Annotated in this window: 19 protein-coding genes; 12 read left to right on the forward strand and 7 right to left on the reverse strand. The window is 63.9% G+C overall.

All coding sequences use genetic code 11. The annotated features are described in order from the left end of the window. Window positions 1-34: 34 nt before the first annotated feature. Window positions 35-610 carry a TetR/AcrR family transcriptional regulator gene (locus tag QN224_RS15695; protein WP_283977432.1) on the reverse strand — a complete coding sequence of 192 codons (576 nt, stop codon included), beginning with the start codon at window positions 608-610 and terminating at the stop codon, window positions 35-37. A gap of 42 nt (window positions 611-652) precedes the next feature. Between QN224_RS15695 and QN224_RS15700 the strand changes: the two genes are divergently transcribed. After that, a complete protein-coding gene (locus QN224_RS15700; RefSeq protein WP_336621113.1) occupies window positions 653-922 on the forward strand; it encodes a DNA-3-methyladenine glycosylase I in 270 nt (89 codons plus the stop codon). On the opposite strand, the gene QN224_RS15705 is transcribed toward QN224_RS15700, so the two are convergent. Then, window positions 886-1,422, reverse strand: a complete 537-nt coding sequence (locus tag QN224_RS15705; protein WP_283977433.1) for a peroxiredoxin-like family protein — start codon at window positions 1,420-1,422, stop codon at window positions 886-888. The genes QN224_RS15700 and QN224_RS15705 overlap by 37 nt on opposite strands. A gap of 94 nt (window positions 1,423-1,516) precedes the next feature. Here QN224_RS15705 and QN224_RS15710 point away from each other — a divergent pair, with 94 nt between their 5' ends. Then, entirely contained in the window at window positions 1,517-2,284 is a 768-nt protein-coding gene (locus QN224_RS15710) for an AraC family transcriptional regulator (protein WP_283977434.1), read from the forward strand. Between the two features lie 88 nt (window positions 2,285-2,372). Here the strand turns inward: QN224_RS15710 and QN224_RS15715 are convergent, their stop codons facing one another. Continuing rightward, window positions 2,373-3,251: an arginase family protein gene (locus QN224_RS15715; protein WP_283977435.1), complete on the reverse strand. Its 879-nt coding sequence runs from the start codon at window positions 3,249-3,251 to the stop codon at window positions 2,373-2,375. A gap of 152 nt (window positions 3,252-3,403) precedes the next feature. On the opposite strand from QN224_RS15715, the gene QN224_RS15720 reads away from it, so the two are divergent. Then, window positions 3,404-4,333, forward strand: coding sequence for a LysR family transcriptional regulator (locus QN224_RS15720; protein ID WP_283977436.1), 930 nt, complete (start codon window positions 3,404-3,406; stop codon window positions 4,331-4,333). Window positions 4,334-5,395: 1,062 nt separating this feature from the next. On the opposite strand, the gene QN224_RS15725 is transcribed toward QN224_RS15720, so the two are convergent. The 3 genes from QN224_RS15725 to QN224_RS15735 all read right to left on the reverse strand — a co-directional run bounded on the left by QN224_RS15725 (window position 5,396) and on the right by QN224_RS15735 (window position 7,235). Then, the gene (locus QN224_RS15725; RefSeq protein ID WP_269283032.1) at window positions 5,396-5,788 is read right to left on the reverse strand and encodes a VOC family protein; all 393 of its coding nucleotides are present in this window, start codon (window positions 5,786-5,788) and stop codon (window positions 5,396-5,398) included. 117 nt (window positions 5,789-5,905) lie between these two features. Beyond that, window positions 5,906-6,787 (reverse strand): NAD(P)/FAD-dependent oxidoreductase, encoded by an 882-nt coding sequence (locus tag QN224_RS15730; RefSeq protein WP_283977437.1) that lies wholly within the window; start codon window positions 6,785-6,787, stop codon window positions 5,906-5,908. Further along, window positions 6,777-7,235: an Rrf2 family transcriptional regulator gene (locus QN224_RS15735; protein ID WP_283977438.1), complete on the reverse strand. Its 459-nt coding sequence runs from the start codon at window positions 7,233-7,235 to the stop codon at window positions 6,777-6,779. Before QN224_RS15735 ends, QN224_RS15730 begins: the two co-directional genes overlap by 11 nt. Before the next feature lie 259 nt (window positions 7,236-7,494). On the opposite strand from QN224_RS15735, the gene QN224_RS15740 reads away from it, so the two are divergent. From QN224_RS15740 to QN224_RS15750, 3 genes are all read left to right on the forward strand, one after another. Then, window positions 7,495-7,869, forward strand: a complete 375-nt coding sequence (locus QN224_RS15740; protein WP_283977439.1) for a VOC family protein — start codon at window positions 7,495-7,497, stop codon at window positions 7,867-7,869. A 174-nt stretch (window positions 7,870-8,043) separates the two neighbouring features. Beyond that, window positions 8,044-9,801, forward strand: a complete 1,758-nt coding sequence (locus tag QN224_RS15745; RefSeq protein ID WP_283977440.1) for an adenylate/guanylate cyclase domain-containing protein — start codon at window positions 8,044-8,046, stop codon at window positions 9,799-9,801. Between the two features lie 277 nt (window positions 9,802-10,078). Continuing rightward, entirely contained in the window at window positions 10,079-10,690 is a 612-nt protein-coding gene (locus QN224_RS15750; RefSeq protein ID WP_283977441.1) for a class I SAM-dependent methyltransferase, read from the forward strand. Between the two features lie 335 nt (window positions 10,691-11,025). Here the strand turns inward: QN224_RS15750 and QN224_RS15755 are convergent, their stop codons facing one another. Continuing rightward, window positions 11,026-12,351: an MFS transporter gene (locus QN224_RS15755; RefSeq protein WP_173513039.1), complete on the reverse strand. Its 1,326-nt coding sequence runs from the start codon at window positions 12,349-12,351 to the stop codon at window positions 11,026-11,028. Between the two features lie 443 nt (window positions 12,352-12,794). Here QN224_RS15755 and kdpF point away from each other — a divergent pair, with 443 nt between their 5' ends. The 6 genes from kdpF to QN224_RS15785 are packed head-to-tail and all read left to right on the forward strand — an operon-like array spanning window position 12,795 to window position 20,643. Then, complete coding sequence (kdpF, locus tag QN224_RS15760; protein ID WP_173513349.1) at window positions 12,795-12,881, forward strand: K(+)-transporting ATPase subunit F; 87 nt, start codon at window positions 12,795-12,797, stop codon at window positions 12,879-12,881. Between the two features lie 22 nt (window positions 12,882-12,903). Continuing rightward, a complete protein-coding gene (gene kdpA, locus QN224_RS15765; RefSeq protein ID WP_283977442.1) occupies window positions 12,904-14,613 on the forward strand; it encodes a potassium-transporting ATPase subunit KdpA in 1,710 nt (569 codons plus the stop codon). Window positions 14,614-14,624: 11 nt separating this feature from the next. Then, window positions 14,625-16,667 (forward strand): potassium-transporting ATPase subunit KdpB, encoded by a 2,043-nt coding sequence (gene kdpB / locus QN224_RS15770; protein WP_283977443.1) that lies wholly within the window; start codon window positions 14,625-14,627, stop codon window positions 16,665-16,667. Between the two features lie 2 nt (window positions 16,668-16,669). After that, window positions 16,670-17,239, forward strand: coding sequence for a potassium-transporting ATPase subunit KdpC (gene kdpC / locus QN224_RS15775; protein WP_283977444.1), 570 nt, complete (start codon window positions 16,670-16,672; stop codon window positions 17,237-17,239). 18 nt (window positions 17,240-17,257) lie between these two features. Further along, the gene (locus QN224_RS15780; protein WP_283977445.1) at window positions 17,258-19,948 is read left to right on the forward strand and encodes a sensor histidine kinase KdpD; all 2,691 of its coding nucleotides are present in this window, start codon (window positions 17,258-17,260) and stop codon (window positions 19,946-19,948) included. A 2-nt stretch (window positions 19,949-19,950) separates the two neighbouring features. Further along, window positions 19,951-20,643: a response regulator gene (locus QN224_RS15785; RefSeq protein WP_283977446.1), complete on the forward strand. Its 693-nt coding sequence runs from the start codon at window positions 19,951-19,953 to the stop codon at window positions 20,641-20,643. Window positions 20,644-20,652 lie beyond the last annotated feature (9 nt).

The raw sequence follows: 20,652 nt of genomic DNA on the forward strand, positions 1-20,652 counted from the left end.
GAGGCACGGTCCCGACATCGCGGGAACCTCGACGTCATAGCTGTTCCAAAATCGAGACGGCGATCTTGCGCGCGGTTTTCAGCCGCGCGTCATGCCCCTCGAGGCCGGCGCGGGACATCGCGCCTTCGAGCAGAAAGGAGAGATGCTGCGCCGTCTCGTCGATCGATGTGCCGGCCGCCGGCTGCATGTCGAGAAGATGTTCCCTGAACAGCCGCTCCACTTCTTCCTTCTGGAAGGCGACGACCGCCCGGCCGGGATCGCCTGGGGCGAGTTCCCCGGCGGCGTTGAGAAGGCCGCATCCGCGAAATCCCCACTCATAGGCAAGGGCCGCGTGGTCCACATAGGAATCGAAGACCGCCAGCACGCGCTCCCGAGGCGTCGCCGCATGGCTCAGCCGCTCCTGAAGGAGTTCCCTCCATTCCTCGAGGCGCCTCTGCATATAGGCTTCAACGAGATCGGCCTTGGACGAGAAATTGTTGTAGAGGCTCATTTTCGCGACCCCCGCATGGGCGGTGATCGTATCGATGCCCGTCGCCCCGACACCCTCGCGATAGAACAGCTCGGCTGCGGCGTTCAGCAGGCGCTCCCTGGCTGGCGTCTTCCCGGTCACGTCGTCTCTCCAAAACCACTATGTAGACCGATCTACCTATTTATGAGGTCTGTCAATCCCTCCGATGCATTGATCGCGCTTCACCGGAGGAGAAGCACCCGAAGGTTCGCGGCGGGCCACCCCACTCCGGTTTATGCCTTCATGCAGGCGATGGGCCTGATCAATGATCACGCCGAAGGTTGCACGATCCGAAACGAGGCCGAATGCGCCAGAGCTGTGTTCCGGCGTCCGAATGCCATCGACGCGAGCGAGGGACGGATAGCGGCAGGCGAGGATCACACCTCGCCGGTATACTCGCCGCGTGCCGGGTAGTCGTTCTTGATCACGAAATCCAACGCTTGCACCATTTCAGCGAAATTGGGTCGAGCGAACGGCATGGATTGCACGGAGAGCCAATAAACCGTTTGATCCGGCTTGACCAAAAAGACCCCCGGCTCGGAGAATAGTTCGGGCTCCTCGATACCAAGAGACGTCTTGCCGCGCGAGGTCGAAACGTAAAGGCCCCATTGCCGCGCCACGCTCAATGGGAGCCCGTAGCCGACGCGGAGGTGCTCGGCGCCGATCTTGTTCGCCATTTGCCGGGCGCGTTCTTCGCCGTCGGAGCTTATGGCGATTGTGCTGACGCCTCGTTCCGCGAAGGATGGCGTCAGTCGGTCAAGCTCCTTCAGATACGTTGCGCACAGGGGGCAGTGGAGGCCACGGTAGAAGCACACCAGCGTCATGAGCGAGGGCGCTTCGCTGGCGAGATCGAAGGTTCCATGATCCAGCGTTCTGACCGTCAGGCCAGGGGCCGGCATTCGCGGGATTAACATTGATTAACTCCATTGGTGTGATGCTGCCGACGCTGCTGCGTTGACGTCGGGCCTTTAACCTTCCATACCTGAAGCAATCGTTGGTCCGAAAAACATGATCGAAAATCTGATTTCTCACCCGAAAAGAGATCGCCTCTCAGCCTTCTTCGACATGTTCGAGCTGGCGGCCTCGTTAGAGCCAGCCCGTGCCAGCGACGGCCAAGCGATGCTGTTTGTGGTAGGTGCACCGGGAGGTCCCGCGGAAGCAGTCATCCTTTGTGTGCGCGGCGACGCGACGCCCGAGCCGCCGGTTCTCGTGACTGTAGCCGTCGATTTCGAGGGTGCGCATAACCCGCTCATGAACGCCTTGCCGGATCAAGTCCGGGTCGAGATCAACGACATACCGGCCCTGCGCGACACGACAGCCGCTTTCTTGGCAGAGGCCTTGGAATCCCGTTGCGGGCGGAGCGCGGCACTCAATCGGCTCTGCGAAGTGATGGTTTTGCTTATTTTACGCTCGGCAATTGACCGCGGGGCCACCCGACCCGGGTTGCTGGCGGGCCTGTCCCACCCTGCTCTGCACCGCGCACTGGCAGCAATGCATGATGCGCCGACCCGCTCTTGGAACAGCGAAGAGCTTGCTGCCGCGGCAGGAATGTCCCGAAGTCATTTTATGGCTCTTTTTCGCGACGTGGTCGGCACGACGCCACTGGCTTATCTGACGGGATGGCGCTTGACCATTGCCCGGCGGAAGCTATCCAAGGGGGCCAAGGTGAAGGCAGTGGCGCGGGAAGTCGGATTCGGCAGCGCTGCGGCATTCTCCCGCGCCTACTTGCGCAAATTTGGAGACTGGCCGTCGCTCGAGAGGCCGGTGTCCATTTAGGGCAACTCCAGGAAGTGTGTAATGGCTTTCCGGCCGGAATTGCATGGACAGGCGGGGCTTTCGCGGCCCCGCCCGTGACGTACCCCGTCTACCGCTCGCCAAGAAGCGGGAGCGTCTGCAGCGATCTCGACAGCTGCATCGCGCTCCAGGGCATGTATTCGGTGATCGCCAGCCCCACGACGTCGGCTTCGGCATCCACTGCTCTCAGGATCCCCGCGACCTCCTCGAAGCGCATCCGCCCTTTCGCGATGCCTTCGAAGGCATCCGGCGCGGCGGCGGGATCCTGGGAGAGAAGGAAGTCGTAGAGCGAGGGATCGAGCACATCCAGGTCGAAGTGCACCGCTACCTTCTTCGCGCCCGAGGCACGCAGCCACGCGAGCACCGGTTCCGCCGAGCCGGCCAGATCTTCCGGGCTGAGACGCGCCATTCCATGCTTCGCGATGAAGTCCGTTTCGAACGGCGTGGTCTCGGTGAGGCCGACATAAAGGATTCGACCCCCCTTCACCGGCTTCGGCACCGAGGCCACGAAATCCGCATCGCCTATTCCCATCAGCATGGCAAGGACATGCGCATGGGCGTTTCTGAACTGCTGCGGCCCCATCACGTCGGGGTGGGCGTCCACCCACAGAACCGCCAGATCGTCGCCGTATCGCTCGCTGAGATAGGCGATCGGCGCGAGATCCACGAGGCAGTCGCCTCCGAGGGTGACGACGGCGTCGGGCTTGTGCCGGTCGATCGCCGCGCTGGCGGCAGCAATGAGATCGAGAAGCGGCCGGCGGGAGACGATGCCTTGCTCGACCGGCCTGACATCGTCACGGGCTTCGGGGACCGCCACCGTCTCCTCCGGTCCCAGCGCTTCCGGGGCGATCGCGGCGAGGACACGCGCGCCTGTTCTGTAGTCAGGGTGGTCCCCGCCCTGCCATTGCGGCAGGTTCAGGCGCAGAATTTTTTTCGGATCGATTGTCATGGTCTCGCTCTTTCCTGTCAGAAGTCTGGAGTTCTGATCGGCGCTCTGGCCGAAGCAGGACATAGCTGGTGATTGAAATCGGAAACAAAATGGCTCATCCGTGACATATCTGTCCATGAACGTGGACAATCTCCCATACTTGGAGAAACGCGATGAACCAGTTGCTTGCGATGCGAGCGTTTGTGCGGGTCGTTGAATCAGGGTCTTTCCGGGGAGCCGCCAATCAGCTTCTGGTGCCGCGCTCGACCGTCAGCAAACTTGTGACGGATCTCGAAAGACATCTCGGAACAAGGCTGATGCACAGGACCACGCGCAGCATCGTGGTGACGCCGGAGGGCGAGGAATACTACCGATATGCCGCGCGCTTGGTCGCGGAGGTCGACGAGGCCGACAGCGCCGTGCGCGGCAAGAAGCTTGCGCCCAGAGGACATCTTCGCATCGAATCTCACCCGACCTTCGCGCAGAATGTTCTGATCCCTCATCTGCCGGATTTCCATCGGCGCTATCCGCACGTCTCCATCGCATTGGGCATTGGCAATCGACCTGCGAACATCATGGGAGAAGGCGTCGACTGCGCCATCCGGGCCGGGGAAATCGGCGATGTATCCCTGGTCGCAAGGCACCTCTTCGATGCCGAGTTCGTCACATGCGCGTCGCCTGCCTACCTGGAGCGGATGGGGACGCCCATGACGCCGGAGGACCTCGACAGCAAGCACGCCAAGGTCGGCTTCTTCTCCCACGCCGACGGCAGGATGAAGCCGCTGGTCTTCATGAAACCCGACCGCAGACACGTCGTCAGCGATCTGCAGTTCTCGACCAATGAAGACAATGGCCAGATCGCGATGATGCTGGCGGGACTAGGTGTGGGGCAAAACCTCAAGTCATTCCTCTTGCCCTATCTGCAGTCGGGGCAACTCGTCGAGATCCTTTCCGAATGGAGCCACCCGCCCTTGCCGTTCCATGTCGTCTATCCGCCCGGCAGGCATCAGAGCGCCAGGCTGAAGGCCTTCATCCAGTGGCTCGTGGAGCGCTTCGGCAAGACAAGCCGACCTCCCGCAGCCAGCGCCGCCGGCGAAGGGTGATGGGTGCGCTCTGTTGAACGCCAGGTCACGAGAACACCCTCTCTCATCTCTGTGCTCGTCACAGGCCGCGGAGTCTTACGCGCCGCCGACGCGGCGCTGCTGGATTCCTGTGACAAGCACAGGAATGAGGTGGATTGGGGCCATGGCTGAGCAAGATCCGGCAGCCGGAGAATGCTCACCGGCGAGCCGCCTGTTTTGTCTCTGTGCTCGTCACAGGCCGCGGAATCTACGCGCCGCCGACGCGGCGCTGCTGGATTCCTGTGACAAGCACAGGAATGAGGTGGATTGGGGCCATGACTGAGCAACATCCGGCAGCCGCAGAATGTTCCCCGGCGAGCCGCCTGTTTTGTCTCTGTGCTCGTCACAGGCCGCGGAGTCTACGCGCCGCCGACGCGGCGCTGCTGGATTCCTGTGACAAGCACAGGAATGAGGTGGATTGGGCCATGACTGAGCAAGATCCGGCAGCCGGAGAATGCTCACCGGCGAGCCGCCTGTTTTTGATGAAGCGAAGCCGGCAACGCGCCGCAGTTGCGGCGCAATGGCAATGCGGCGACCCCAAACCCTCCCTCATCCCCTCTGCTTGTCACAGGAATGACGGGAGCATGGTTTGGCCGCTCGGTGGCCACGGGCGGCCGTCGAACACGTCGCCCCATTTTTTTTCGCCGCGCCACGACAACACCCTCCCTCATTCCTGTGCTTGTCACAGGAATGAGGGGAGCATGGTTTGGCCGCTCGGTGGCCACGGGCGGCCGCCGAACACGTCGCCCCATTTTTTTGCCGCGCCACGACAACACCCTCCCTCATTCCTGTGCTTGTCACAGGAATCCAGCCACGGCGCGTCGGCGCCGTGAATGACTCGCTTTCCTCGCGAGACGCGGCGGAGGCAACGCCGGTCGCACGTCTGGCGCGCCACACGGAACGAAACGACGAGAAACGGATGCGCAAAATCATGGTGAAGCGGACTGCGTGAATTCCTGGAGCAAGGCCAGGGGGCACCGTCAGGCGTTGCTCGACATTGACTAGGCATAGTCGGCATCAAGGACGGCTAGGTCCGCGCCAGGCTCAGGGATTCCAGCCGCCGCTGCCATAGGGGCGCGTGATGATTTCGAGCAGGTGGCCGTTCGGATCTTCGAAATAGAGGCCGCGCCCGCCGTCGTGGTCGTTGGTCTCGCCGGGCCTCCGCTGGCCGGGGTCAGCCCAATATTCGAGGTTCCGCTCGCGGATTCGATCGAATATCGCGTCGAATTCGGCGTCGCCGACCAGGAAGGCGTAGTGTTGGCGTCCGATCTCGCCTTGCGTATCCATATAGTCGAGATTGGCATCGTTGTCGGTCGTGACCATGTGGAACGGCCCCCAGCGCCGCGGCGCCGGCAGCCCGAGCATCTCGGCCAGGAACTCCGCCGACGCCTTGCTGTCGCGCGCCGACAGGATGGTATGATTGAAGTGGATGGCCATCTTGGTCTCTCGGAAGTAAGACGCGTGGTACTGTAGGGAAGCTACAAACGCGACGGAGGCCGGATTAACGCCCCGGCCCCGTCCGTTGTTCCGAAGCTCGGGCGATCCTCACCGAAATCAGAACACCAGCGACCGGTGCAACTGCGCACCCGCCCAGGCTCCGTCGCCGACGGCGAGCGAGACCGAGTGAGGCGTGCGCGCCGCGTCGCCGCAGGCGAAAGCGCCGGGGACAGTCGTTTCCTTCGCGGCATCGGTGCGGATCTGCGTGCCGACCGGCGTCTCCTCGATCTCGCAGCCGAGCGACGCGGCAATCGGCGTCGCAGGGGCGTTGCGCGAAGCGGTAAAGAGCCCCGCGAAGGACAGGCTCCGCCCGTCCGCAAGGAGGACGTCGGCGTGGCCCTCGATCCGCGTGATGGGCGTGTCCTCGATCGTCACGCCCCGCGCCTTCAGGTCGCCGCTGGCCGCCTCGTCGAGCGTCACCGCACCATTTGTAAAAAAGGTCACCTCGCCCCATTCGGGAATGAGCTGGGCCTGATGCACCGACATCGGCCCGGTCGCGATCACGCCGATCCGGCCCCGGTCGAGTTCGTAGCCGTGGCAATAGGGGCAGTGGAAGATGCTTCGCCCCCAGCGTTCCGCCACGCCGTCGATCTCAGGCAGCCTGTCCGCCACGCCGACGGCAAAGAGCAGCCGCCGCCCTTCCTGCCGCGCGCCGTCCGCCATCGTGACTGTAAAGGCATCCTTGCTCCCCGCGGCCGCTTCCGCATGGCCGTCGATCCATGTCAGCGTCGGATAGGCGCCGAGTTGCGCCCGCGCCTTCGCGGCGATTTCGGCGGGGTCCACGCCATCCTGGCCGAGAAAGCCGTGGGAGTGGCTGGCGAAGCGGTTCCGCCTGAGCCCGGCATCGATCACGAGGACGCTGCGACGGGCACGGAGAAGCTGGAGGGCGGCGGCCATGCCCGCATAGCTGCCCCCGACGACGATCACGTCATTTTGCATTACCCACTCCTTTTCTGGCTCGCCGCTCCGCGTGCCGACGGGCAAAGTCGGCGGCAAGATCGGCGAGGGTGACATCGGCAAAGCGGTCGAGCAGCAGCGCCTCGGCCTCAGTGAAGGCCGCGTCCAGCGCGGCGTTCACCGATTGCTCGACGAGACAGTCCGGCGTCTCGTTGCGATTGCCGATGGCAAAGATCGCAGGCTCCCCCAGCACCTCATGCAACTGGCGGAGCGTGACGGTGCCAAGGTCGGCCGTGATGGTCCATCCCCCGGCATGCCCGCGCGCGGAGGCGACGATCCCGGCCTCCCTGAGGAGGCCCATCGTGCGGCGCACCACCACGGGATTGGTGTTCATGCACTCCGCAAGCGTCTCCGAAGTCATGGGGCCGTTGTGCTCGGCCATGTGCAGGAGCGCGTGGAGGACGGACGAGAGGCGGCTGTCGCGTTTCATGTAACTTTAATTATTACGAGTCTTCGCGGATGGCAAGCGCGATCATGCGGCTCATGGCGCGCTGGAGGCGTGCACAAGTCCGCAAATGCCCTTCCACGACGGATAGGAACCGGAAAGATCGGCCCAAAGCAGCCGGCTCGGCTACTGCATGTCTCCTCAAATCGGCTAGGATTTAAGGAAACATTCAGTAGGCACGTCCGCTTGCCCATGCCTGCAAACCGCGTTAGGCCTCGCGAGGACCCACGCTTCAGGAGGACTCATGTTCGACCACGTCAAATTCGGAGTCAGCGACTATGCGGCGAGCAAGGCGTTCTTCCTCAAGGCACTCGAACCGCTCGGCGTAGCTGTGGTCTCGGAGGGGCCGCCTTCCTACGGCGTCGAGCTTAGCCCGAAGGGGAAGGCTTCCCTGTGCCTGTACCAGACCGAAGAGAAGCCGGCGCATCTTCACTTGGCGTTCACGGCCGAAAATCGCCAGCAAGTCGAAGCTTTCTATCGCGCGGCTCTGGAGGCAGGTGGCAAAGACAATGGTGCGCCCGGTCTGCGCCCGCACTACCACGCGAACTACTATGCGGCTTTCGTCATTGGTCCGGACGGCCACAACATCGAAGTGGTTTGCCACGAGCCCGAGGCCTGAGACCGCTTCGCGGATCCTGTTCCTGTTGAAGGCGGCACTCTCGTGAAGCGTCGCAACATGGCCGTCTCAGTGGTATCATGAACCAGCACGGTCGCGGTGTCGGGCAGCCGGATGGTGCATGTCGCGTCAATCGCCTGGGCTTCATCCGGCGGATCTCCTGAGGGAGAGACAGCCATGGCAACTGCAAGAGCGGAGCGGCGGCTGGCCGCGATCCTGGCCGCTGACGTCGTGGGCTATTCACGCCTCGTCGAACATGACGAGGCTGGGACGTTGTCGGCCCTGAAGGTTCTGCGCCGGGAGGTGATCGATCCGCTGCTGGCCGAGCATCAGGGCCGTATTGTCAAGCTGATGGGCGACGGTGCGCTCGTGGAATTCGGTTCGGTGGTCGATGCCGTCGCGTGCGCGGTCGCCATCCAGAAGGGCGTTGCCGAGAACCAGGCCGATATCCCAACGGAGCGACGCATCATCTTCCGGATCGGCGTCAATCTCGGTGATGTGATCCACGAGGTTGATGGGGATCTCTACGGCGATGGCGTCAACATCGCGGCCCGCCTCCAGACCTTGGCGGATCCAGGCGGCATTTGCATTTCCGGCACGGCGTACGATCACCTTCAGGGCAAGCTTGACTGCGACTACGAGTACGTCGGCGAACGCGCGCTCAAGAACATGGAGCGGCCGGTGCGACTGTACCGCCCCCTTCTGGAAGGGACGACCGCACGAACGGCATCGCCCAGGCCCGCGCTTCCGGACCGACCATCCATTGCCGTGCTGCCCTTCAACGCCATGAGCGCCGACCCGGAGCAGGACTTCTTCAGCGATGGGCTCACTGAGGACATCACCACCGCGCTATCCAGGCTCAAGGGCTTCTTCGTGATCGCCCGCAACACGATGTTCACCTACAAGGGAAAGCCCGTGGATGTGCGCGCCATCGGGCGCGAACTCGGGATCCGCTATGTTCTCGAGGGGAGTGTCCGCAAGTCCGGCAACCGCCTGAGGGTGACCGCGCAGCTCATCGATGCGGCCTCCGAAGCCCATCTCTGGGCCGAGAGGTACGACCGCAACCTCGGCGACATCTTCGTCATTCAGGACGAAATCACCGCAAGCGTCGTCGGCCGCATCGGGCCGGAACTCCTGGCGGCAGAGCATGCCCGCGAAAGCCCCAAGCCGCATCATGGCCTTGATGCCTGGGAATGTGTCGTGCGGGCGGTGTTCCTGTGTTCCCAGTTGTCTGAGGAGAGCAGCCGGAAGATGCTCCCCCTGCTCGATCGGGCAATCGGACTGGCTCCCGATTATGCCCAGGCGCTCGCCATGAAAGGTTGGATTACGGTGTGGCGCGCGTTCCAGGGGTGGGAGCACATGGGACTTGCCCTGGCCCTTTCCAGGGGTATCGTCCAACAAGCCATTGCCGCGGACGATAAGGAACCGTGGGCTTACCTTGCGCAGGCGATGATAGCCTTTGCGACGCGTGACAATGTCCTGGCGATGGCGGCGATCAGCCAGGCTGTCGCGATCAACCCCAACTCCGCGTTTGCACACGGCCAGTTGGGACTTGCGCATGCCAACGGGGGCCGCGCGGCGGACGCCATTCCTTGCATCGACTACGCCCTCAGACTGAGCCCGCGCGAGGCTTTCCTCGGCGACTTTCAGTTCTACTACGCCATGGCTTACTTCCAGGGCGCGAATTACGAGCTTGGATTGAGTTATGCACGGGAGGCGCATCGCTTGCGGTCCGGCCACGCGGTTCCGCTGATCATCGGCACGGCCTGTGCCGGACTTCTGGACAACCAGGAGGCTGCCACGGACTTGCTCGGACGGCTCAAGTCGCTAGTCCCTGACATCTCACGGGACGCGGTCGGAGCGACATCTTCTTTCGTCCGCGCCGAGGATCGGGCGCGCCTGATCGAGGGACTTGCCCGTGCCGGCCTGAATTGACGGGTTGGATTGACCTCGAGAACCGATCGCTTACCGGTGAGGAGCGTTCCTCTACGGCCGATATCGGCGCAAAGCGGACGCCGATTCCAAGGAAATGTGTCGCGGCTCGCGCCTCTCTGACACTGGCTTTGGCAGGGACGCCTGTATCCCTGCCTCGGGGGCGGATATCGTCCTGTTCGGGCGTAGTCGGCGCTCTTGCCCGGTTATGACAGGCTTTGCGGACGCCGGCTTGTCAGAAGCCGGAACCTGCGGGAGAATTGAAACGGGAGGGGCGCATATGGGCATCTACCGCGACGTCATCCTGCCGAAACTCTGCGATCGTTCCATGCGCAACGACCGCCTGCACCCCTATCGCCGGCGGGTGATCGGCGCGGCGGCGGGCCGTGTCCTGGAAATCGGCGCCGGCTCCGGCCTCAACCTGCCTTTCTATCGTACGACGGTCCGGGAAGTCCTGGCGCTCGAGCCCTCCCCGAGTCTCCTGGAGATGGCCCGCCGCGCGCCGCATTCCGGCGTACGGGTCGATTTCATCGAGGCCTCGGCTGAGGCGATCCCTCTCGACGACGGGAGCGTCGACACGGTGGTGACGACCTGGACGCTATGCACGATTCCGGGGGCCGACACGGCTCTGTCGGAAATGCGCCGGGTGCTGCGGCCGGAAGGGACGCTGCTGTTTGTCGAACACGGGCTGTCGCCCGACCGCGGCGTGCGCTGGTGCCAGAATTGCCTCACGCCGATCTGGCGGCGCATCGGCGGCGGCTGTCACCTCAACCGGCCGATCCGCTCGATGATCGAGGGCGCCGGCTTTCGGATCGACCGTGTCGAGACCGGCTACATGGCCGGACCAAAGCCGATGACCTTCATGTACGAAGGCAGCGCCCGGCCGAGGTGAGGCAACCTGCTGCCGGCCGCGACTGCGGAAACCAACGCGACGTGGGCGGCCATTGTTCTGCGGCTACAGCGCCGCAAAGGATGCCGTCGCACTTCGAATTGCTGCATCGACGCATCGGCCGCCGAACACTCCGCCGCCAGCTCTTTTCGCTCTGCCACACCCCCCGCTCTCCTCATTCCTGTGCTCGTCACAGGAATCCAGCAGCGCCGCGTCTGCGGCGCGGGAGAATAGCGGCTGCCCCAAGCTGTAATACGGTCAGGAGGCGAAGGCTCCGGAGAGGATGGGGCCGCGCCGATCCTCTCCGTCAGTCCACGCAATTCCGGGGCCGCCTCTCCTCACCCCACTTTAGGCTCGACCGGGTTCCATATGCTGACCTGCCGGGTCTCGGGCATCAGGTACAGGGCGAGCAGGAAGCACACGGCAGGCACCGCGATCGGATAGATCAGCGCGTAGCCGATGCTGTTGGTGGCCGCGAAGGCCGCCGAGGTGACGAAGGGCACCAGGCCGCCGCCCCAGCCGTTGCCGATGTGATAAGGCACCGACACCGAGGTGTAGCGGATCCTGCCGGGGAAATATTCCGCCAGGAACGCCCCGACCGGGCCATAGACCATCCCGACATAGCAGACGAGGATGAAGATGATGAAGATCGCGGTCGGATAATTGATGTTGTCGGGCTGCGTCACGGTTCCGAGCCACAGATAGAGCGGATAGTAGGTGATCGCCGCAAGCAGCATGCCGCCGAGGATCACCGGTTTGCGGCCGATGATGTCGGAGAGCCAGCCGAAGAAGATCAGGCTCGGCGTTGCGATGAGCAGCGCTGCGCCGACGATGTAGGAGGAGCTCAGCGCGTCCACCTTGGAAACCTGCTGCAGGAAGTACAAGGCCCAGAACTGGCCGCTGTACCAGACCACCCCCTGCCCGATCAGCACGATGGTGGCGATCCCGACATATTTGATGTTGGAGCTGAGGAAGGCTTCCTTCCAAGGGTTTCGCGTCATCTGCCCCTTGGCCTTGATCTCCTCGAAGATCGGCGTCTCCTGGAGCTGCAGCCGGATGTAGATGGCGACCGCAACCAGCAGGAACGACACCAGGAACGGCACGCGCCATGCCCAGGCGTCGAAGACCTCGTTGCCGAAATAGGTGCGCGTCGCGATGATCACGGCCAGCGACACCACGATCCCGAGCGTCGGCGAGGTCTGCAGCCAGCCGGTATAGTAGCCGCGGCGTTCGTCGGGCACATGCTCGGCGACATAGGTGATGGCGCCGCCATACTCGCCCCCCAGGCACAGGCCCTGGATCATCCTCAGGCCGAAGAGAAGGAACGCAGCGGTGAGGCCGATCGCCTCGTAGGTCGGGATCAGCCCGATCGCGCCGGTGCCGAGCCCCATGCCGCTCAGCGTGATGAGGAACGTGTATTTGCGGCCGACCCTGTCACCCATCCAGCCGAAGAGAAACGCTCCGAGCGGACGGATCAGGAAGCCCGCGGTGAACAGCGCAATCGTACTCAACAGAGCTGCGACCGGGTGCGACTGTTCGAAGAACTTGACCGACAGAACCGCGGCCAGGCTCCCGAAAATATAGAAGTCATACCATTCGATAATGTTTCCAACCGACGCGGCAATGATCACACGGCGGAAATCCGTCGGGACCTGAATAGCCATGTTTCTTCCTCCCGTTTCAAGACATGGCCCCCGAATTTTTCGGCTACTCTAGCACGAAAGTAGCTCGATCAAAACCGGGCATTGCTCCGGCAGGCGAGCCCGCGGAAGTAAAGGCGCGCCGAAATTCCTGACTTTGCGACAGATGCTCTCGTCATCGCCAAATTCTACTTCACGGATCAATTACTTCACGGATCAATGGCGCCGCTGCCTGTCCGCGCCCGCACGTAATTGTGCTCCCGCGCCCATTCCGGCTCTTTATCTTTCCCTTACGCGGCCGCCCAATGATCCCAATCGATATTTGACCCGAGGCAGGAGCATCATCCGGATGTCACAGACAATCGGAGAATGCCCATGTCCGACATTCTTTTCATTGCCGCCAGCATCGGCGGTTTTATCGTGCTTGCGGTATACGCGCGCACGCTCAGCCGGCTGTAGGAGGTTCGATGTTCGAAGCCCTCATCGGCCTCGCCGTTGCCATTGCGCTCGCGGCCTACCTGCTCGTGACGCTCGTTCGGCCCGAACGTTTCTGACCCGCCTCCACGGAGAATTCCCATGACTGTCATCGGGTGGCTGCAGATCAGCCTCCTCTTCCTCGCCGTCCTGATCGTCATCAAGCCGCTGGGGCTTTACATGGCTCAGGTCCTTTCCGGCGGGCGCAACGTCTTCTCGCCCATTTTCGGTCCCGTCGAGCGCGGCCTCTATGCCGCCGCCGGCGTCGATCCGGCGAAAGAGCAGGGCTGGCTCGCCTACACCTTGTCCATGCTCGCCTTCAGCATGGCGGGCTTCGTGTCGCTCTACGCGATCCTGAGATGCCAGGCCTTGCGGCCCCTCAACCCGCAGCGCTTCGGCAATGTGCCTCCGGATCTCGCCTTCAACACCGCCGTCAGCTTCGTCACCAATACCAACTGGCAGAACTACGGTGGCGAGACGACGCTCAGCCACTTCAGCCAGATGGCGGGCCTGACGGTGCAGAACTTCGTTTCCGCCGCGAGCGGCATCGCGATCGCGCTTGCCGTGACGAGGGCCTTCGCACGCTCGGCCGTGTCTACGGTCGGCAACCTCTGGGTCGACCTCACCCGTGCGACCCTCTACGTGCTCCTGCCGATCGCCGTCGTCGTGGCGCTCGCCTTCGTGGCGATGGGCCTGCCGCAGACATTTCGCGCGTCCGTAGAGGCGACGACGCTTGAAGGCGTAAGGCAGACGATCGCGCTCGGTCCGGTTGCCAGCCAGGAGGCGATCAAGCAATTGGGCACCAATGGCGGCGGCTTCTTCAACGTCAATGCCGCGCATCCCTTCGAGAACCCGACGGCGCTATCGAACTACCTCAACATCTTCGCCATGCTGTCGCTCTCGGCGGCGCTGCTCTACACCTTCGGTCAGCTCGTCGGCAACCGCCGCCAGGGCTGGGCCTTCATCGCAGTTACCTTCGCCTTCCTGATCGTCAGCGTCGGCGTCGTCTATTGGGCGGAGGCGGCCGGCAACCCGATCCTCACCGCGCTCGGGCTCGATCCGGCGCAGGGCAATATGGAGGGCAAGGAAGTCCGCTTCGGCCAGGCCATGACCGCGCTTTATGCGACGGTCACGACCGGCCTTTCAGACGGCGGCGTCAACGGCATGCACGGTTCGTTCACCGGTCTCGGCGGCCTCGTTCCGATGTTCCTCATCCAACTCGGCGAGGTTCTGCCCGGCGGCGTCGGCTCCGGCCTCTACGGCATGATTGTCTTCGCGATCCTCGCCGTTTTCGTCGCCGGTCTGATGGTCGGCCGCACGCCGGAACTGCTCGGCAAGAAGATCGAAGCGCGCGAAATGAAATATGCGATGTTCGCGGTGCTGATCCTGCCTCTCGCAATCCTCGGCTTCACGGCGATTTCCGCCGTCCTGCCTTCGGCCGTCGCCAGCATCGGCACCGTCGGCCCGCACGGCCTTTCGGAAATCCTCTATGCCTTCACCTCCGCCGCCGGCAACAACGGTTCGGCCTTCGGCGGGCTTTCGGGCAATACGCTCTGGTACAACACCACGCTTGGCGTCGCGATGCTGCTCGGCCGCTTCGCCTATGCCGTCCCCGTGCTCGCGATCGCCGGCTCCATTGCCGCCAAGGCGCGCGTCCCGGCCTCGAAGGGCACCTTCCCGACCGACACGCCGCTCTTTGTCGGCCTCCTGATCGGCATCATCCTCATTCTCGGCGGGCTGCAGTTCTTCCCGGCGCTCGCCCTCGGTCCGATCATCGAGCATTTCGCCATGCTCGCGGGCCAGACCTTTTGAAGGAAACCACCATGTCCAAGAAAGCAATGGCTGCGGGCGTTGTCGATCCGGCGATCCTTCTGCCGGCGGCGAAGGCAGCCTTTATCAAGCTCGACCCGCGCCAGCTCGTATGCAACCCCGTGATCTTCGTGACCGAGGTCGTGGCGGCGATGGTCACGCTCTTCTTCGTCCGCGATCTCGTCACCGCTGGCGGAAGCCCGCTCTTTTCGGGCCAGATCGCCGCCTGGCTGTGGTTCACGGTGCTCTTCGCCACCTTCGCCGAAGCGGTCGCCGAGGGGCGCGGCAAGGCCCAGGCCGACTTCCTGCGCCGCACCAAATCGGAGCTCGCCGCGCGCAAGCTTCTGTCCCCCGAGGGGCGGGAGACGGAGGAGATCCCGGCCACCATGCTGAAGGTCGGCGACCTCGTCCTCGTCGAGGCCGGCGAACTGATCCCCGGCGATGGCGAAGTCATCGAAGGCGTGGCTTCGGTCAACGAGAGCGCGATCACCGGCGAGTCGGCGCCGGTGATCCGCGAGGCTGGCGGCGACCGTTCTGCCGTCACCGGCGGCACGGAGGTGCTTTCCGACTGGATCAAGGTCCGCATCACCACGGCGCCCGGCTCGACCTTCGTCGACCGCATGATCGCCCTCATCGAGGGGGCGCAGCGGCAGAAGACACCGAACGAGATCGCGCTGTCGATCCTGCTCTCCGGCCTGACCCTGATCTTCCTGATCGCCGTCGTCACGCTTTGGGGCCTTGCCGGCTATTCCGCGACCGTGCTTTCGGTCACGGTGCTCGCCGCACTGCTTGTCACCCTGATCCCGACGACCATAGGCGGGCTATTGTCGGCGATCGGCATTGCCGGCATGGATCGGCTGGTGCGCTTCAACGTCATCGCCACCTCCGGCCGCGCCGTCGAAGCCGCCGGCGACGTGGATACGCTGCTCCTCGACAAGACCGGCACGATCACCTTCGGCAACCGCATGGCGAGCGATTTCCTGCCCGTGCCGGGCGTCACCGAGGCGGAGCTTGCCGATGCGGCGCTGCTCGCCAGTCTCGCGGACGAGACGCCGGAGGGCCGCTCGATCGTCGCGCTCGCAACCGGCGAGTTCGGACGGCGGGCGCCCGATGCGAGAATCGACGCGATCATTCCCTTCGCCGCCGAAACCCGGCTTTCCGGCGTCGACCATGGCGGTCGCCGGCTGCGCAAGGGGGCGGTGGACTCGGTCCTGAAATTCGCCGGCCTCGCTGAGGATAAGGTCCCCGTCGAGTTCCGCCAGGCGGTCGACCGGATAGCCCGCACCGGCGGCACGCCGCTTGCGGTGGCGGATGGCAGCGGGCTTCTCGGCGTCATCCACCTGAAGGACATCGTCAAGCCCGGCATCAAGGAGCGCTTCGCAGCGCTGCGCGCCATGGGCATCCGCACGGTGATGGTGACCGGCGACAACCCCATCACCGCTGCGGCAATCGCCTCCGAGGCGGGCGTCGACGATTTCCTCGCGGAAGCGACGCCGGAGGACAAGCTCGCCTATATCCGCAAGGAGCAGAAGGGCGGCAGGCTCATCGCCATGTGCGGCGACGGCACCAACGACGCACCGGCGCTTGCCCAGGCCGATGTCGGTGTCGCCATGCAGACCGGGACACAGGCCGCCCGCGAGGCGGCGAACATGGTCGACCTCGATTCGAGCCCGACCAAGCTCATTGAGATCGTCGGGATCGGCAAGCAATTGCTGATGACGCGCGGCTCGCTCACCACCTTCTCGATCGCCAACGACGTAGCGAAGTATTTCGCCATCATCCCGGCGCTGTTCGTGACGACCTATCCGGCGCTCGGCGCGCTCAACATCATGGGCCTCGGCTCGCCGCAGTCGGCGATCCTCTCGGCCGTCATCTTCAACGCGTTGATCATCGTGGCGCTCATTCCGCTGGCGCTGAAGGGCGTCACATACCGTCCCGTCGGCGCGGCCGCGCTCCTGCGCCGCAACCTGCTGGTTTACGGCCTCGGCGGTCTCGTGCTGCCCTTCGCCGGGATCAAGCTCATCGACGTCGTCGTCTCCAACCTCAATCTGGTGTGATCATGTTCAAGCAACTTCGCCCCGCCCTCGTCTTCATCCTGGGTCTGACTGCGATCACGGGTCTCGCCTATCCGCTGGCGATCACCGGCGCTGCGCAGGCGTTGATGCCGGCTGAGGCCAATGGCAGCCTGATCCTGAAGCATGGCACCGTCATCGGTTCCCAACTGATCGGCCAGAACCTCGTCTCCGAGAAATATTTCTGGCCGCGTCCTTCGGCGACGGGCCCGGATGCCTACAATGCCGGTGCGTCCAGCGGCTCCAATCTCGGCACCACATCCGTCAAGCTCAAGGAGCGGGTTGCCGCCGATATCGAACGGCTCCGCGCCACAGGCATCGGCAGCGATGTTCCCGCCGACGCCGCCACGGCGTCGGGATCAGGTCTCGATCCGCACATCTCGCCGGAATTCGCAAGAGCCCAGGTCGCCCGCGTCGCGAAAGCAAGGGGCCTTTCCGAAGCCGACGTCGCCTCTCTCGTCGAGAGGACAACGGAGCGCCGGCTCTTCGGGATCATAGGCGAGCCGCGCGTCAATGTGCTAGAACTGAACCTCGCCCTGGACGCGTCCGGGGCCTGAGCGACTTCGAGATGTTGAATGCCCGAGAATGACCGCGAGCTGACGAGCCGCCCCGATCCTGATGCCCTGCTGGCGCTGGCGGAACAGGGCAACAGAGGGAAACTGACGGTATTCCTCGGCGCCGCGCCCGGCGTCGGCAAGACCTATGCCATGCTCCTGCGGGCGCGGCGCCTGAAGGAGGAGGGCGCCGATATCGTCATCGGGCTTGTGGAGACGCATGGCCGCGGCGAGACGGCTGCGCTCCTCGAAGGGCTGGAGGTGCTGCCGCGCCGCGAGGTCGTCCATGGCGGCCGCACTCTTTCCGAATTCGATCTCGACGCGGCGCTCGCCCGCCGTCCGCGCGTCATCGTCGTCGACGAGATCGCCCACACCAATATCGGCGAATGCCGCCATCCAAAGCGCTATCAGGACATCAAGGAGCTTGTCGACGCCGGCATCGACGTGTGGACGGCCGTCAACATCCAGCACCTGGAAAGCCTCTCCGATGTCGTCGCCCAGATCGCCGGCGTCCCGGTGCGCGAGCGCATCCCCGATACGGTGCTGAAACGCGCCGACGATGTCATTCTGGTCGACGTGCCGCCGGCCGAGCTCATCGAGCGGCTGAAGGAGGGCAAGATCTACCTGCCCGACAACGCCAAACGCGCCGTGGACCGCTTCTTCCGGCTCGGCAACCTGACGGCGCTGCGCGAACTGGCGCTCAGGCGCACCGCCGACCGGGTCGACGACCAGATGGTCGACTACCTCCGGCAGAACGCCATCGAGGGCCCCTGGGCGGCCGGCGAAAGGCTTATCGTCTGCATCGGGCCGGACCGGCTGTCGGACAAGGTGGTGAGGACGGCAAGCCGGCTCGCTTCGGGCCTGAACGCCGACTGGATCGTGGTTTCCATCGAACGGGCGGACCATGAGGTGGCAGACAGCGAGGCGATGCGGCAGCTCGATGAGACCTTTCGGCTCGCCGAGCAACTGGGTGCGGAGACGCGCCGCATCATAGGCAGCGATTTCGTCGAGGAGATTCTCAAAGTCGCGAGGCGGGAGCATGCGACGCAGATCGTCATCGGCACGCGGCGCCACCGGTTCCCGCTTCGACTTATCCGGCGCTCTCTGCCGGATGCCTTGGCGGCGCGGGCGTCGGGGATAGGGATTCACCTCGTCACCGACAAGGATGAGCCGGTCCAAAAGCCAAAGAGACCGCGGTTTCCGACGCTTCCCAGGAATACAGCGCGCGCGCTCGCCATCGCCGGCGCCTCCGCCGCAGCGGCCACGGTGATCGGGCTGCTGATCGAGCGCTTCATTGTTCTGCAAAATATTTCGCTTCTGTACCTGCTGGCGGTGCTCATCTCGGCTACTTATGCCGGCTACATCGCGGCGATCGGGGCGGCACTGCTGTCGGTGCTTGCTTACAATTTCTTCTTCATTGACCCCATCGGTACTTTCACCGTGGCCGAGCCGCACGAGGTCTTCGCCCTCTTCGTCTTTCTCGTCGCCGCCATCCTTGCCGGCGGGCTGGCATCTCGCGTGCGCGACCAGGCAAAGGCGGCCCAGCGGCGTGCGGCGGCAATGCAGGCGCTCTATGATTTCTCCCGAAAGCTCTCCGGTACCGCCAATGCCGAGGATGTGCTGTGCGCCGCAGTCACCCAGATACAGACCACGCTAAGGCGTAACGCCGTGCTTCTGGTGCCGGAAGATGGCGACATTGCCCTGAAGGCCGCCTGGCCGCCGGACACCGAACTCGGAATGACCGACATGATGGCTGCACGCTGGGCCTTCGAAAAAAGCGAGGCAGCCGGCGACGATACCGGAACACTGCCGAACATCTCGTTCCAGTTCCGGCCGCTTCTCAGTCCGCACGGTGTTGTCGGAGTATGCGGTTTCCTGCAAAAGGACCAGCCACTGGACGCCGATGAGGAGCGGGCGCTCGCACCGGTCCTCGACCAGGCGGCCATCGCAATCGATCGCGCGCGGCTTTCCCGCGAGAGCCTCGATCGGGCTGCGCAGCTCGAGGGGGACAAGTTTCGGGCCGCGCTGCTCTCCTCCATGTCGCACGATCTGAGAACGCCGCTGGCGACAATCACCGGCGCGGTGACGAGCCTTCGACAACTCGGCAACCGGATGCCCGCCGAAAGTCGTGACGACCTGTTGAAATCGATCGAGGAAGAAAGCGAGAGGCTGACGCGTTTCGTCGCCAACCTGCTTGACATGACGCGCGTCGAGGCGGGAACGGTGAACGCCAAGCGTGACTGGGTCGATGTCGCGGATGTCGTTCGTTCGGCCGTGGAGCGAGCGCGAAAGTATTTCCCCGACCGCGTCTTTGAAACGAGCATCTCTGCCGATCTGCCGTTCATACGCGGCGATAGCGTGCTGCTCGGCCAGGTGCTCTTCAACGTGCTCGACAACGCGAACCGCTTCGGCGGCGATGAACCGGTCAGCATCTACGCCCGACGCGAGGGCGACGAGCTGGTCCTTGCCGTGACCGACCTCGGCAAGGGCATCCCGCCGGGCGATCTCGAACGAATCTTCGACAAGTTTTTCCGGAAGGGAAAACCGGACGGCCGCTCGCTCGGGACGGGGCTCGGGCTTGCGATAGCCAAGGGCTTCATTGAGGCGATGGGTGGGCAGATCAAGGCCGAAAGCCCTGCAGTCCGGCGGCGCGGCACGCGCATTTCCATGCGCCTGCCCGCAGCCCAGCATCAGCTGCCGGAGAAGGAGTAGCGATGAAGGCTGCGCGCATTCTGGTGGTCGACGACGAACCGCAAATCCAGCGGTTTCTCCGCCCTGCCCTCGGGGCTGCCGGATACGAAGTTGTTGAGGCGATCACCGGCGGCGAGGCGCTGAAGGCAGCCGCGACGTGCGTACCCGACGTGATTATCCTTGACCTCGGTCTGCCGGACATGGACGGCAAGGACGTTGTCACCAATTTACGCGCATGGTCGAATGTGCCGATCATCATTCTTTCGGCGCGTGATCGGGAAAGCGAAAAGGTTGCGGCACTCGATCTCGGCGCTGATGATTATATCGAAAAGCCTTTCGGCATCGGCGAGTTGACCGCACGCATTCGCACGGCGTTGCGCCACCGTATCCAGATGGAGGGCGGCCAAACGAGCCTTGCTGCCGACGGACTGACGGTCGATATCATCAAGCGGCTGGTGAGCCGTGACGGCAAGGCGCTGCGGCTGACGCCGAAGGAATACGACCTGCTCGTCATGCTCGCGCGGCATGCCGGCCGCGTTGTCACCCACAAGGCGCTGCTCACCTCGGTCTGGGGTGTGGCGCACGGCGAAGACCTGCACTACCTCAGAGTTTTCATAGGCCAGCTGCGTGGGAAGATCGAACGCGATCCGGCCGACCCGAGAATCATCCGCACGGAGCCGGGCGTCGGATACCGCTTTATCGGCGACGAAGATTGACAAGCGCGC

It is taken from the genome of Sinorhizobium sp. 7-81 (genome assembly GCF_030124405.1).
GTDB lineage: Bacteria > Pseudomonadota > Alphaproteobacteria > Rhizobiales > Rhizobiaceae > Sinorhizobium > Sinorhizobium psoraleae.

Excerpts from the sequence above, each read along its gene's own strand:
- QN224_RS15700 (WP_336621113.1), top strand. The coding sequence starts at position 653 with ATGAGGTCTGTCAATCCCTCCGATGCATTGATCGCGCTTCACCGGAGG.
- QN224_RS15705 (WP_283977433.1), bottom strand. The coding sequence starts at position 1,422 with ATGTTAATCCCGCGAATGCCGGCCCCTGGCCTGACGGTCAGAACGCTG.
- QN224_RS15710 (WP_283977434.1), top strand. The coding sequence starts at position 1,517 with ATGATCGAAAATCTGATTTCTCACCCGAAAAGAGATCGCCTCTCAGCC.
- QN224_RS15715 (WP_283977435.1), bottom strand. The coding sequence starts at position 3,251 with ATGACAATCGATCCGAAAAAAATTCTGCGCCTGAACCTGCCGCAATGG.
- QN224_RS15720 (WP_283977436.1), top strand. The coding sequence starts at position 3,404 with ATGAACCAGTTGCTTGCGATGCGAGCGTTTGTGCGGGTCGTTGAATCA.
- QN224_RS15725 (WP_269283032.1), bottom strand. The coding sequence starts at position 5,788 with ATGGCCATCCACTTCAATCATACCATCCTGTCGGCGCGCGACAGCAAG.
- QN224_RS15730 (WP_283977437.1), bottom strand. The coding sequence starts at position 6,787 with ATGCAAAATGACGTGATCGTCGTCGGGGGCAGCTATGCGGGCATGGCC.
- QN224_RS15735 (WP_283977438.1), bottom strand. The coding sequence starts at position 7,235 with ATGAAACGCGACAGCCGCCTCTCGTCCGTCCTCCACGCGCTCCTGCAC.
- QN224_RS15740 (WP_283977439.1), top strand. The coding sequence starts at position 7,495 with ATGTTCGACCACGTCAAATTCGGAGTCAGCGACTATGCGGCGAGCAAG.
- QN224_RS15745 (WP_283977440.1), top strand. The coding sequence starts at position 8,044 with ATGGCAACTGCAAGAGCGGAGCGGCGGCTGGCCGCGATCCTGGCCGCT.
- QN224_RS15750 (WP_283977441.1), top strand. The coding sequence starts at position 10,079 with ATGGGCATCTACCGCGACGTCATCCTGCCGAAACTCTGCGATCGTTCC.
- QN224_RS15755 (WP_173513039.1), bottom strand. The coding sequence starts at position 12,351 with ATGGCTATTCAGGTCCCGACGGATTTCCGCCGTGTGATCATTGCCGCG.
- kdpF (WP_173513349.1), top strand. The coding sequence starts at position 12,795 with ATGTTCGAAGCCCTCATCGGCCTCGCCGTTGCCATTGCGCTCGCGGCC.
- kdpA (WP_283977442.1), top strand. The coding sequence starts at position 12,904 with ATGACTGTCATCGGGTGGCTGCAGATCAGCCTCCTCTTCCTCGCCGTC.
- kdpB (WP_283977443.1), top strand. The coding sequence starts at position 14,625 with ATGTCCAAGAAAGCAATGGCTGCGGGCGTTGTCGATCCGGCGATCCTT.
- kdpC (WP_283977444.1), top strand. The coding sequence starts at position 16,670 with ATGTTCAAGCAACTTCGCCCCGCCCTCGTCTTCATCCTGGGTCTGACT.
- QN224_RS15780 (WP_283977445.1), top strand. The coding sequence starts at position 17,258 with ATGCCCGAGAATGACCGCGAGCTGACGAGCCGCCCCGATCCTGATGCC.
- QN224_RS15785 (WP_283977446.1), top strand. The coding sequence starts at position 19,951 with ATGAAGGCTGCGCGCATTCTGGTGGTCGACGACGAACCGCAAATCCAG.